Here is a 13,181-nt window from a genome sequence, read left to right as displayed (position 1 = left end):
TGAATTTTGTGTTACTCTTTTTAACACTACTTAACAACATTTTAACATATGAGCAAAAAAACCTTAGTATTTGGAGCCTCTATTAAGCCTAATAGATATTCAAACTATGCTGTAGAACGATTAGTGAATAATAACCATGAAGTAGTAGCTTATGGAAGCAAAAGCGGGACGATTTCAGGAGTAGAAATTGATACTGAATTATTACCTTATAAAGATTTAAATACTGTTACACTTTATCTTAACCCAACGGTTCAAAAAGAGTATTACGATTATATTATTGGGCTTAAACCTGAGCGAGTTATTTTTAACCCAGGAACAGAAAACGATGAGTTTTATAAATTATTAGATAAAAACAATATTCCTCATGAAGCGTCTTGTACTTTAGTGCTTTTGTCTACGGATCAATATTAATCCTAAATAGGTTAGTAACCCATTTATAATAAGAATTTCAAAGCCAATTTGATAACCGTTGAATAAAGTTTCGGAATAGGCGTTTAAAAGATAAGATACAATAGGAGCAATGATAGCAATAATCCATACATGTTTGTCTTTTATTTGAGATTTGGTTAGAATACCAAAAGCAAACAACCCAAGTAATGGTCCATAAGTGTAACCAGCAGCTTTAAATAATTCCCAGATAACAGAAACATCTTTAAAAATTAAATCAAAAAGTATAATTACAAGTACTAAAACTATACTTGTGAAAATATGTACTGTTTTTCTAATTTTCTTTTGTTGTTCTTTTGGTTTTTTGTCTAGCTCAATAATATCAATGCAAAACGAAGTCGTTAGTGAAGTAAGCGCTGAGTCTGCACTAGAGTAAGCAGCAGCGATTAGACCAAGAATAAAAAATGCTGAAGTTATGACACCTATTTCAGGTAACATAGCTATGGTTGGAAAAAGGTTGTCTTTGCTTGCTGTAATATTATTTTGTTGAGCATATTGGGTAAGTAAAAGACCCAGTACTAAAAAGAGAATGTTTACAAAAATTAAAACCACACTAAAGCTTACCATGTTTTTTTGAGCTTCTTTTAGGTTTTTACAGGTTAGGTTTTTTTGCATCATATCTTGGTCAAGTCCAGTCATGGTAATAGTTATGAACATACCTGCCAAAAAGCTTTTAACGAAATATTGAGCATCATTTACATCTTCAAAAAAGAATACTTTACTCATTGTACTTTCCTTTACATTACTATAAATATCAGAAACACTATTTAAATCTAGTGCAGATGCTAAAAACACAATAGTAACAATTACTGAAACCAACATGAAAAGTGTTTGAAGCGTATCAGTAAATATGATGGTTTTAATTCCGCCTTTAAAAGTATAGAGCCAAATAAGCGCAATAGTGATGATAACCGTTATAAAAAAAGGAATTTCAAACTGATTAAAAATTAGTAATTGTAGCACTTTTGCTACTAAAAAAAGACGAAATGCAGCACCAACGGTTCTTGAAATTAAAAAAGCAACAGAACCAGTTTTATAACTCGTGTTTCCAAATCTATCTCTTAAATAGGTGTAAATTGAAGTAAGGTTTAGCCTGTAGTAAATAGGTAGTAGTACATATGCTATTACCAGATATCCAAATAAATATCCAAAAACAACTTGTAGATACCCAAACTGCTTACTCTCTACAGCTCCAGGAACCGAAATAAAAGTAACTCCCGAAAGCGAAGCTCCAATCATTCCAAAAGCAACAAGGTACCAAGGAGCAGATTTATTGGCTTTAAAGAACGCTTCGTTAGAATCTTCTTTACTTGTGAAGTAAGAAATTAAAATTAATACGACAAAGTAACCAATGATAAGTAGCGCTATTGAACTAGGAGACATAAAAATGAAATATTAACAATACTATTGTTTTAAAATACTATTTTTGAAAAATTTAATAAAACACAATATTAACTAAATTAAAATGAAAAAAATTTACATTTCTTTAGTTTTCTCAGTATTCATGATGACATCTTGGTCTCAAGAATATAAAAGAATGATGGATGCAGGTACCTACACTGTAGAAGAAATCATAGCTGAGGCTGAAGCTTATTTTGCAATTGAAGGAACTGGACAAGGTAAAGGTTACAAACCTTACAAAAGATGGGAATACCAAGCCTTGAGAAATATGGATGAAAACGGAATGCTTAAAACGCCTGAGTTTTATTTTGAAGAACTTGAAAACTACAATAATTATATTAATCAAAATTCAGGATTAGCAAGAACTACTGTTGGTACTTGGGAGCAATTAGGACCAACAAATTGGAACCAAACAAGTGGATGGAATCCAGGAGTAGGAAGAGTAACATCTATTGCTGTAGATGCTTCAAACTCTAATCATATTATTGCAGGAGCAAACTCTGGAGGTGTTTGGAAAACTCTTGATGGAGGCGCTACTTGGGAGGTGTTAACAGACAATATGTCGAATTTATATGTATATGCATTAGCAATAGATCCTAATGACTCATCAACATATTATTGGGGAACCACAAGCGGAAATATATTTAAGTCTACTGATGCAGGAGCTACATGGAATTTCTGGTCTGATACTGGAAATGGAAGTGTAAATAAAATCATTATTGATCCTGCAAATTCTAACAAAATGTATTGCAGTGTGCAAAGTGGAGGTATTTTTAAATCTTCAAATGCTGGAGCTAACTGGACATTAATAAACGAGTCTGCAACAAATGGTTATGATGTTGAGTTTAAACCAGGAGATTCTAATACCATTTATGCTTCAGGGCAAGGTGTATTTGTGTCAACAGATGGAGGAGCTAACTTTTCTGAAATTACAGGTGTATTTTCAAATGGACCTAAGATGATAGGCGTTTCAGCTAATAGTCCTTCAACAGTATATGTTATTGAAGCCAGTGGAAGTGCATTCGGAAGCTTGTACAAATCGACAGATAGTGCTGTTACTTTTAGTGAGTTAGACCACGATGGTAAAAATTATTTTGGATATAGCTCTGACCCTGAAGATCCAAGCGATGTTGGTTCTGGTCAAGCACCTAGAGATATGGATATAACAGTTAATCCAGCAGATGCAAATGAAGTGCATATTGCTGGTATTAATACGTGGCGCTCTTTAGATGGAGGTGTTTCATTTAATATTTCTTCCCAGTGGATTCCGCAGAATGCTGCAGCACAAGGGATTGGGTATTGTCATGCTGATGTAGATATTTTGGAGTTTGTAGGTGATAAGTTATATGCAGGAACTGATGGAGGTATTTATGTTGCTAATAACCCTTCTTCAGCGTTAACAGCAAACTTTTATACTGATTTATCTGCTGGAATGAGTATCAAGCAGTTTTATAAGTTTGGTATTACGCAGTCTGATCCTGTAATTATTAGTGGAGGTTCTCAAGATAATGGAACATCAGCGTATTTGGCTAATGGAGATTGGATTGATTGGTTAGGCGCAGATGGAATGGAGTCGTTTGTTGATAAGAATAATAGCAATATTATGTATGGTACTTCTCAATTTGGTACTACATACAAAACTATTAATGGAGGATCAAACATATCTAATTTAGTTAAGCCTGACGGAAAAGGAGGTCAAAACTTTTACAATTGGGTTGTACCTTTTGAGCAAGATCCACTTGTTCAAAATACTATTTATATTGCTTTTGACGAGGTTTACATGTCTACCAATGGAGGTACAAGTTGGACTTCAGTGTCGCAAAATTTTGGTGCTAACATAGACAATTTAAAAGTAGCGCCTTCAAATAGTAGCTACATGTACTTGTCAATAAATGGAAACTTATATAAAAATACTTTTGTAGGTATTGTTAATAGTTGGTCGCAGCTCTCTGGGTTTTCGGGTTCTGTAAATTCGATAGCAATTCATCCAACAGATCCAAATAAAGTAGCAATAGCTACAACATCTACTCAAAAAGTATATGTGTCTTCAAATGGAGGAATAACTTGGACACCTTATGGATTTGATTTACCTAACTTTAGCGCTCAGGCTTTAACCTGGCATGACAATGGTGAGGATGGTTTATACTTAGGTATGAACTATGGTGTATATTATATTGATAATACTACAGGAAATAGCTGGCAACCATTTAGTAATAACTTACCTAATGTAATTATTAGCGAGCTTGAAATAAATACAGTTGAAAACAAAATTTATGCAGCTACTTACGGTAGAGGTGTGTGGAGATCTAATTTGTATGATGCTAGCTTAAGTGTTAGTGAGTTTGATTTACAATCGTTAAATATGTACCCTAACCCAGCAAAAACTCAAATTAATTTACGTTGGGATAAAGGAGATAACGTGTCAATAAGAATCTATAACTCTATTGGTAAATTAATGTATTATGCTAAGGATGAAAATCTTTTAGATACTTACACAATAGATGTTGCTCAATACGCTTCTGGTCTTTATTTTGTTAAAGTAAACACCTTAAATGGAGTGGTAACTAAAAAGCTTATTATAGAATAAAGCTTTATAAAACATTATAAAAACCCAATACTGTAAAAAAGAGTATTGGGTTTTTTGTAAGTAATAAACTCATAAATTGTAGTACCTTTGCTTGTATGGAATTTTCTTCAAAATTATTAGAAAAAGCTGTTGATGAAATGTCTCAATTACCAGGTGTTGGTAAGCGTACTGCGTTACGTTTAGTACTACATTTATTGGGACAGCCAAAAGAAAATACATTGCAGTTAGCCGAAGCATTAAGCACTATGCGTAATGATATTAAGTTTTGTAAAAACTGTAATAATATTAGCGATACCGATTTGTGCGAAATTTGCTCAAACCCTAATAGAGTAGAAGATGTTATTTGTGTAGTTGAAGATATTAGGGATGTAATGGCAATTGAAAACACAAGTTCTTTTAAAGGATTGTATCATGTGCTTGGAGGCAAAATATCTCCTATGGATGGTGTTGGTCCTAACGATTTAAACATTGAACCATTGGTTCAAAAAGCTAGAGAAGGAAAAATTAAAGAGCTTATTTTTGCCTTAGGTTCAACTATGGAAGGTGATACCACTAATTTCTATATTTATAAGCAAATACAAGAGTTTAATATCACTACATCTACTATTGCTAGAGGTATTTCGGTAGGTAATGAGTTAGAATATACTGACGAAATCACCCTAGGTAGAAGTATCATTAACAGAATTCCTTTTGAAACCTCTTTAAAATCGTAAAGTTATATTGAAATTATCAGTTGTCATATTAAACTATAATGTGCAATACTTTTTAGAATCCTGTTTAAAAAGTGTTCAAAAAGCTATTGATGGTATTGAAGCCGAAATAATTGTAGTAGATAACAACTCTAGTGATAGAAGTTGTGATATGGTAAAAACGCATTTTCCTGATGTTGTTTTAATAGAGAATAAAGAAAACTCAGGATTTTCCAAAGGAAATAATATTGGTGTATCACAAGCCAAAGGAGAGTACTTATGTATTTTAAATCCAGATACGATTGTTGCTGAAGACACATTTAAGATACTTTTAGAGTTTGCTAATGGCATTGAAAACTTAGGTGTTTTAGGTTGCAGGTTAGTAGATGGTACTGGTCACTTTTTACCAGAAAGCAAGCGAAACATCCCAAAACCCAATGTAGCGCTTAAAAAGCTGCTTGGTAAACCTCAATCGTATTATGCAACACAAATTGAAGAAGAAGCGGTAGGTGAAGTTCCTATTTTTGTTGGTGCTTTTATGATATTGAAAAAAGAGGTATATAAAGAAGTAGGTGGGTTTGATGAAGACTATTTTATGTATGGAGAAGATGTGGATTTATCATACAAAGTCCTAAAAGCTGGTTATGACAACTATTATAATGGTAACACTACTATTATTCATTATAAAGGTGAGAGCACATTAAAAGACCTTAACTATGCCAAGCGTTTTTATGGTGCAATGCAAATTTTTTACAAAAAGCATTTTAAAAGCAATTTTATATTCAATTCATTGGTTTGGTTAGGAATTAGAGGTGCTTATTTAATGCGATCTGAACCTGTAGTTGCTAAAAACAGAATAGATAGTTATACATTAGTTTCTAAAGATATTCCTATAGGTTTAAAAGAAGCTTTAAACAAACCTATTACACAGGTGATATCAATTGATACGGTTGAAGAGTATACCGAAATAATTTTTGATGCTGAATTTGTAACCTATAAATCTATAATTGAGCATATTTCAAATCCTGAAATTAATAATAAGGCATTTTTTAAGATTTTACCAAAAAATGCTAATTTTATCATCGGAAGCAATAGCTCTAAAAACAGAGGTGAGGTTATCCATTTTAAAAAAGATTAATTGAAGAAACAACAATAGATTAGATGTTTTTTTATTAATTTTGCAAACGAAAAACCCAAAAACACTTTTTCATTATTAATATGGCAAAATTTGAATTAAAACTCCCTAAGATGGGAGAAAGCGTAGCAGAAGCAACAATAACATCTTGGTTAAAAGAAGTTGGTGATACTATTGAGGCTGATGAGGCTGTTCTTGAAATTGCTACAGATAAAGTGGATAGTGAAGTTCCAAGTGAAGTAGATGGTGTTTTAGTAGAAAAACTTTTCAATGCTGATGATGTTGTGCAAGTTGGTCAAACTATTGCTATTATTGAAACTGAAGGAGAAGTTTCAGCTGAGGCTCCTGCTGTAACTACTGAGCCTGTTAAAGAAGAGGCAGCTAAACAAGTAGCAGTTGCTGAAGTTGCAAAAACCGTTGAGGTTGCTAAAGAAACTGTAGCTCCTGTAGTATCTTCTGGAGACCGTTTTTATTCGCCATTAGTAAAAAATATGGCAAAACAAGAAGGTATTAGTCAAGCAGAATTAGATGCTATTCCTGGTACAGGAAAAGAAGGACGTGTCACTAAAAATGATATGTTATCTTATATTGAAAATAGAGACTCACAACCTAAACCTGTTCAAGAAGTAGCTAAAGTAGCTCCAACGCAAAACAATGGAGTTGCACAACCAAAAGCTGCTCCAGTAGTAAGTAGTGGAGACGATGAGATTATTGAAATGACTAGAATGGGCAAATTAATTGCACATCATATGGTGGAGTCAGTACAAACTTCTGCTCACGTGCAAAGTTTTATTGAAGCTGATGTTACTAAAATATGGAACTGGAGAAAAAAGGTTAAAGATGCTTTCCTAAAGAGAGAAGGTGAAAACCTAACCTTTACGCCAATTTTTATGGAAGCTGTAGCTAAAGCATTAAGAGATTTTCCTATGATGAATATTTCAGTTCAAGGTGATAGCATCATTAAGAAAAAACATATCAATTTAGGTATGGCAGCTGCATTACCAGATGGAAACCTTATTGTGCCAGTTATAAAAGATGCAGATCAACTTAACTTGGTTGGTATGACCAAAAAAGTAAATGACTTAGCAACTAGAGCAAGAGATAATAAATTAAAACCAGACGATATACAAGGAGGAACCTATACTGTAACTAATGTAGGAACCTTTGGTAGTATTATGGGAACACCAATTATTAATCAACCTCAAGTAGGTATTTTAGCACTAGGAGCTATCCGAAAAGTACCTGCAGTTGTTGAAACTCCTGAAGGTGATTTTATTGGAATTCGTTATAAAATGTTCTTATCGCACTCTTATGACCATAGAGTTGTAAATGGAGCGTTAGGAGGGCAATTTGTTAAGGCTGTAAAAGATTATCTTGAAGCTTGGGATTCTAACAGAGAAATCTAAAATTCTATAAATCATATAAAAAAAGCACAATCCTAGATTGTGCTTTTTTTATGTCTTAAGTGTTATTTAGTCCTACTTTGTAGGTTTCAATGGCGCGTTCTCTAGCGTCTTTATGTTCTACCATTGGTGGAGGATATTCTAAAGAGTTTAGTTCTGGAATCCACGAATTGATATAAGTTAATTTAGGGTCAAATTTCTTTATTTGTGTTGTGGGATTAAATACTCTAAAGTATGGAGCAGCATCACAACCAGTTCCTGCAGCCCATTGCCAATTGCCATTGTTTGAAGAGAGTTCATAATCTAATAGTTTTTCAGCAAAATAAGCTTCTCCCCATTTCCAGTCAATTAATAAATGTTTACATAAAAAACCGGCAACAACCATTCTAACTCGATTGTGCATGTAGCCTGTAGCGTTCAATTCTCTCATACCAGCATCAACCATTGGGTAGCCTGTTTGTCCTTTTTTCCACTTTTCAAATTCTTCAGTATTGTTTCTCCATTTTATGTTATCGTACTCGCTTTTAAAATTTGAGTCCACAACTTTAGGAAAGTGAAAAAGAATTTGCATGAAAAATTCACGCCATATGAGTTCGTTTAAAAAGGCTTGATGTTTTAATGTTTTTTTAATAACCTTTCTAATACTAATAGAGCCAAATCTTAAATGAGGTGATAAATGGCTCGTTTGGTCTAAAGCTGGAAAATCTCTTACTTTTTTATAATCCTCTAGAGATTCTAAATCGTAGTCTTTAACTGTAATAGAAGAACGTTTAAAACCTAACTCAGATAGCGATGGTAGTTTAAAATCAGAATCTAAAAAATTAGTTTCAGAGTTTGAAGCGTAAGAATTTAAATGTTTAGTATTAAAATTTTCAAGCCACTTGTTTTTGTAAGGTGTGTAAACAGTGTAAGGTGTATTGTCGGCTTTTAATACTTCATTTTTTTCAAAAATAACCTGGTCTTTTAATAAGGTAAAGTTAACATCATGTTTTGCTAGCAATTGTTTAACGTTCTTATCTCTAGTAATAGCATAAGGTTCGTAATCTTCATTAGCAAAAACGGTTTGTACATCAAACGTATTTACAATCTCTTCCCATACTTTAATTGGATCTCCAACTTTGCAATACAAACTTTTTGAGTGCGATTTTAAGCTGTTTGATAGTTGAGTAAGTAAATTATGAATAAATGTAACTCTAGAGTCTGCTTCATCCAATTCTTCAATAATATTGGTGTCAAAAATAAAAACAGGAAGTACAGGATATTCGCTTTGTTGAGCTTTCCATAAGGCATGATTGTCTTCAAAGCGTAAATCTCTTCTAAACCAAAATAGTGTAACTTTTTCTTTGATAATTAATGTGTTAAATGCAATTTTGAATCATAAAATATCGTTTCAAAACTGTTTGTTAAGTATTAAAACGAATTTCGGTTAATTATTTGATAAAATCAAATACCATACTCAAGGTTTGTTTTATCTCATTATCTTTGCCTAAAAATTAATAACATGCAGCTTAATCTTACAAAACCTATCTGTTTTTTTGACTTAGAAACTACTGGAATAAATATTTCTAGCGATAGGATTGTTGAAATTTCTATTCTTAAAGTATATCCTGATGGTAAAGAGGAAACTTACACCAAGCGTGTCAATCCAACAATTCCAATTCCGCCAGAAGTCACTAAAGTTCATGGTGTTTCAGATGCTGATGTAGCCAATGCACCAACGTTTAAAGAAATTTCTAAAGAAGTACATAACCTTATTAAAGATGCCGATTTAGGAGGATTTAACTCCAATAGGTTTGATATTCCATTATTGGCTGAAGAAATGCTTCGCGCAGATGTTGATTTTGACATGAAAGGGAGAGTTGCTGTTGATGTGCAAACTATTTTCCATAAAATGGAACAACGTACTTTAAGTGCTGCATATAAGTTTTACTGCGATAAAAATTTAGATGATGCCCATAGTGCAGAAGCTGATACTTTAGCTACATACGAAGTTTTAAAAGCTCAAGTTGCAAAATATGACGACTTAGAAAACGATACAAAGTTTTTAGCTGAGTTTAGTTCTCGTAAAAAGTTTGCAGATTTTGCAGGTTTTATTGCATACAATAAAAAAGGAGAAGAATGCTTTTCTTTTGGAAAACATAAAGGTAAAACTGTTGAGGCTGTTCTTAATGATGAACCAGGTTATTTTGGTTGGTTGTTAAATGCCGATTTTCCTTTGTATACCAAAAAAGTGCTTACAGCTATTAAGTTAAGAGCGTTTAATAATAAGTTGAGTTAACTTTTAAGGAAAGACAGAAATCCCATTTTCTAAGATGAAGTTTTTAATATTTCTTTTTCCATTTTTTGTTTTATCTCAAGAGCAATTAGCAAAAGGAGTGGTAGTTGATAGTGATACGAATTTACCAATTCCTTATGTTAATATAAGTGTTCTTGAGTCTGAAATAGGAACTTCAAGCGATGAAGAAGGAAATTATACACTTGCTATAGAGAATAATAACTTGCGTAAAAATGTTAAGTTGTCATCGTTGGGTTATAAAGACACTACACTTTTAGTGTCTTCATTTTTAAAGGTTTCAAAGCTAGTTTTACAGCCTTTAAACGAGCAGCTAGACGAAGTTGTAATTTCAAAAAAGTTTGAAGAAAAAACTTTAGAAATTAATAAAATTACCGAAGACGATTTGTGCCAAGGCTTTGGTTCATCTTTTAGAAACCCTTGGATATTAGCCTTATATTTTCCTTTCGAAGAACATTACAAAAATAGAGAGTACTTAAAGTCTGTTAGGTTTCATTTTGGAAATTTTAAAAACAATAAAGCAAAGTTTAGACTTCGTTTGTACACTATAGGAAATGATGGTCTTCCGCAGAAAGATTTACTAAAAGAAAATGTAATAGTTACCCTAAAAAAGAAGCAAAAAACTGTAGATATAGATGTTTCTGACTACGCTATAATTTTTCCAAGAGAAGGATTATATGTGGCTTTTGAATGGTTGTATATACCTTTTAACGAAGAGGAGGTTACATTTCATTTTGGTAAAAACAATAAAAAAAAGGAAAAACGTATAAGGCATAATCCTATAATTTCTGGTATTTGTGCAGAAGAAGGCAAATACAAAATGGCAGCATATATTTCTGGTGAGTGGAAAGTCCATTCTTCAAATAAATTTCAAAGTGATTTAAAAACTGTTCCAGCTATAACATTAACTTTGTCAAACTAATTAATAAAAATCCATTCTCTTGTAGAGAGGGTTTGGTAGATGTTATGAAACTCATTTGCATAGGTCGAAATTATACCGACCATATAAAAGAACTAGAAAATGAAAAACCAACAGATCCTGTTGTGTTTTTAAAACCTGATACAGCAATTCTTTTAAAGAAACAGCCTTTTTTTATTCCAGATTTTTCCAACGATGTGCATCATGAAGTAGAAGTTTTGGTAAAAATCAATAAAGTAGGTAAGTATATTGATAAAAAATTTGCACATAAATATTATGACCAAATAGGTTTGGGTATAGACTTTACTGCTCGTGATTTACAAGCGCAATTAAAAGCCAAAGGATTACCTTGGGAGAAAGCCAAAGCCTTTGATGGAGCAGCAGTAGTAGGTAATTGGGTTGATAAACAGCAGTTTAAAGATGTTAATAATTTGTCCTTCACTTTAGAAAAAAATGGCGAAGTAGTACAAAAAGGCAACACAAACCTGATGCTGTGGAAAATTGATGAAATTATCGAATATGTGTCAAAATATTTTACTTTAAAGATTGGAGATATTATCTTTACGGGAACTCCATCAGGTGTTGGCAAGGTAATTGCAAACGACAAGCTTGATGGATTTTTGGAAAACAAACAAATGTTTTCAATAACTGTTAAATAAATGGAACAACATTATAAACTATTTAGAGTAAGAGAATTAGCAGGTGGTGACGAAGATTTTGTAAAGTCATTAGCCGAAGCTTTTCTCGAAGAAGTACCAGAAGATGCTGAGCGATTAAAGAACGCTGTAGCAGATAATGACTATTATACTGCTTACCAAGCAGCTCATAAAATGAAACCAACAGTAGATCTTTTTGAGCTTGGTGTTTTACAAGATTTAATAACAGTACAAGATTGGGGAAAGTTTGAAAAAACTGGAGACGATATTTCAAAAGAACTAGAACTTGTTTTAAACGCTGTTGAAAATGCAACTGCCGAGTTAAAAACGGACTTCAACTTATAATGCAAGCAGAAATAATTACTATTGGTGATGAGATTCTCATCGGTCAGGTTATTGATACCAATTCAGCGTTTATTGCTGAACAATTAAATAAAATAGGAGTGTCTGTCTATCAAATTACTTCGGTTCAAGATGATAGAGCACACATTTTAAAATCTTTAGCTGAAGCTGAAGAAAATGCAGACATCATTATTATTACTGGTGGTTTAGGACCAACCAAAGACGATATTACAAAAAAAACTATTGCTGAATATTTTGATGACGAATTGGTCGAAGACCTTTCTGTTAGAAAAAATATCGAGTTTCTTTGGGAACATTACATTAAAAAACCACTATCTCAGGTTAATATTGACCAAGCCTTAGTGCCTACCAAATCTAAAGTGCTAATGAATAAGTATGGTAGCGCTCCAGGAATGTGGTTGGAAAAAAACAGAAAAGTATTTGTTTCGCTTCCTGGTGTGCCTTTTGAAATGAAGGCATTAATTAAAGACGAAGTGATGCCAAAACTGAGAGAGCAGTTTCAATTTCCTTATATAAAGCACAAAACGATTTTAACTAATGGGTTGGGAGAAAGCACTCTTGCAGAAAGAATTGAAGAATGGGAAGATAACCTACCTCAATTTTTAAAACTGGCTTATTTACCTAGTTTAGGGCGAGTACGTTTAAGGTTGTCTGCTAAACATCAAGATAAGGAGTTGGTGGAAACCACTATACAAGAAGAAATTAATAAGCTATTGCCTCAAATAGAAGATATTTTTGTTGGCTTTGAAGAAGAAGGCTTGCTAGAAGAAATTATAGGTAAGCATTTAGTAAAATTAAATAAAACCATTGCAACTGCTGAAAGTTGTACAGGAGGAAAAATTGCAGAATCGTTTACTGCAAATGCAGGAGCATCACAATATTTTAAAGGAAGTGTGGTAAGTTATGCTACCGAAGCTAAAATAAACGTATTAAAGATTGATGAAGCCTTAATTGAGAAGTACTCTGTGGTTAGTGCACAAGTTGCTGAAGCTATGGCAACCTCAGTTTTACAATTGTTCAATACCGATTATGCTATTGCTACAACAGGAAATGCAGGACCATCAAAAGGAGATGCTAATGCAGAAGTTGGAACAGTATTTATTGCAATAGCTACAAAAGACAAAGTATATTCTCAAGAATTTAACTTTGGAAACCATAGAGCAAAAGTCATAAAAAAGGCGGTAAACAAAGCTTTTGAAATGATTCAAAAAGAAATTTAAAAAAAGTAACGATATTAGTTTGTTGATATTATAAAGATTTACTAAATTTGCAGCCTGTTTTAAAATAA

General features: G+C 32.7%; 12 protein-coding genes. 10 read left to right on the top strand and 2 right to left on the bottom strand.

Annotated features, from left to right (window positions below):
• The first annotated feature begins 48 nt into the window (after window positions 1–48).
• The gene (locus ACQ0RB_RS00315) at window positions 49–411 is read left to right on the top strand and encodes a CoA-binding protein (RefSeq protein WP_335974349.1); all 363 of its coding nucleotides are present in this window, start codon (window positions 49–51) and stop codon (window positions 409–411) included.
• On the opposite strand, the gene ACQ0RB_RS00310 is transcribed toward ACQ0RB_RS00315, so the two are convergent.
• Window positions 382–1,830 (bottom strand): sodium:solute symporter, encoded by a 1,449-nt coding sequence (locus ACQ0RB_RS00310; protein WP_430495790.1) that lies wholly within the window; start codon window positions 1,828–1,830, stop codon window positions 382–384. The genes ACQ0RB_RS00315 and ACQ0RB_RS00310 overlap by 30 nt on opposite strands.
• An 82-nt stretch (window positions 1,831–1,912) precedes the next feature.
• Here ACQ0RB_RS00310 and ACQ0RB_RS00305 point away from each other — a divergent pair, with 82 nt between their 5' ends.
• The 4 genes from ACQ0RB_RS00305 to ACQ0RB_RS00290 all read left to right on the top strand — a co-directional run bounded on the left by ACQ0RB_RS00305 (window position 1,913) and on the right by ACQ0RB_RS00290 (window position 7,665).
• A complete protein-coding gene (locus ACQ0RB_RS00305) occupies window positions 1,913–4,435 on the top strand; it encodes a T9SS type A sorting domain-containing protein (RefSeq protein ID WP_430495789.1) in 2,523 nt (840 codons plus the stop codon).
• A gap of 95 nt (window positions 4,436–4,530) precedes the next feature.
• Entirely contained in the window at window positions 4,531–5,148 is a 618-nt protein-coding gene (gene recR / locus ACQ0RB_RS00300; RefSeq protein ID WP_343796689.1) for a recombination mediator RecR, read from the top strand.
• 7 nt (window positions 5,149–5,155) lie between these two features.
• Entirely contained in the window at window positions 5,156–6,262 is a 1,107-nt protein-coding gene (locus ACQ0RB_RS00295) for a glycosyltransferase family 2 protein (protein WP_430495788.1), read from the top strand.
• A gap of 80 nt (window positions 6,263–6,342) precedes the next feature.
• Entirely contained in the window at window positions 6,343–7,665 is a 1,323-nt protein-coding gene (locus ACQ0RB_RS00290; protein ID WP_430495787.1) for a dihydrolipoamide acetyltransferase family protein, read from the top strand.
• 55 nt (window positions 7,666–7,720) lie between these two features.
• On the opposite strand, the gene ACQ0RB_RS00285 is transcribed toward ACQ0RB_RS00290, so the two are convergent.
• Complete coding sequence (locus ACQ0RB_RS00285) at window positions 7,721–9,010, bottom strand: cryptochrome/photolyase family protein (protein ID WP_430496122.1); 1,290 nt, start codon at window positions 9,008–9,010, stop codon at window positions 7,721–7,723.
• Window positions 9,011–9,163: 153 nt separating this feature from the next.
• Here ACQ0RB_RS00285 and ACQ0RB_RS00280 point away from each other — a divergent pair, with 153 nt between their 5' ends.
• Genes ACQ0RB_RS00280 through ACQ0RB_RS00260 form a run of 5 tightly spaced genes read left to right on the top strand, consistent with a single transcriptional unit; the run spans window position 9,164 to window position 13,113 of the window.
• Window positions 9,164–9,940 (top strand): exonuclease domain-containing protein, encoded by a 777-nt coding sequence (locus ACQ0RB_RS00280; RefSeq protein ID WP_430495786.1) that lies wholly within the window; start codon window positions 9,164–9,166, stop codon window positions 9,938–9,940.
• A 34-nt stretch (window positions 9,941–9,974) separates the two neighbouring features.
• Complete coding sequence (locus ACQ0RB_RS00275) at window positions 9,975–10,877, top strand: carboxypeptidase-like regulatory domain-containing protein (RefSeq protein WP_430495785.1); 903 nt, start codon at window positions 9,975–9,977, stop codon at window positions 10,875–10,877.
• A 44-nt stretch (window positions 10,878–10,921) separates the two neighbouring features.
• Complete coding sequence (locus ACQ0RB_RS00270) at window positions 10,922–11,533, top strand: fumarylacetoacetate hydrolase family protein (protein ID WP_129759015.1); 612 nt, start codon at window positions 10,922–10,924, stop codon at window positions 11,531–11,533.
• Window positions 11,534–11,875 carry an Hpt domain-containing protein gene (locus tag ACQ0RB_RS00265; protein WP_430495784.1) on the top strand — a complete coding sequence of 114 codons (342 nt, stop codon included), beginning with the start codon at window positions 11,534–11,536 and terminating at the stop codon, window positions 11,873–11,875.
• Window positions 11,875–13,113 carry a competence/damage-inducible protein A gene (locus tag ACQ0RB_RS00260; RefSeq protein WP_430495783.1) on the top strand — a complete coding sequence of 413 codons (1,239 nt, stop codon included), beginning with the start codon at window positions 11,875–11,877 and terminating at the stop codon, window positions 13,111–13,113. Before ACQ0RB_RS00265 ends, ACQ0RB_RS00260 begins: the two co-directional genes overlap by 1 nt.
• Window positions 13,114–13,181: the final 68 nt, after the last annotated feature.

The organism is Gaetbulibacter sp. PBL-D1 (assembly GCF_050509525.1).
GTDB lineage: Bacteria > Bacteroidota > Bacteroidia > Flavobacteriales > Flavobacteriaceae > Gaetbulibacter_B > Gaetbulibacter_B jejuensis.
This window is presented reverse-complemented; position numbering and strand designations above follow the sequence as displayed.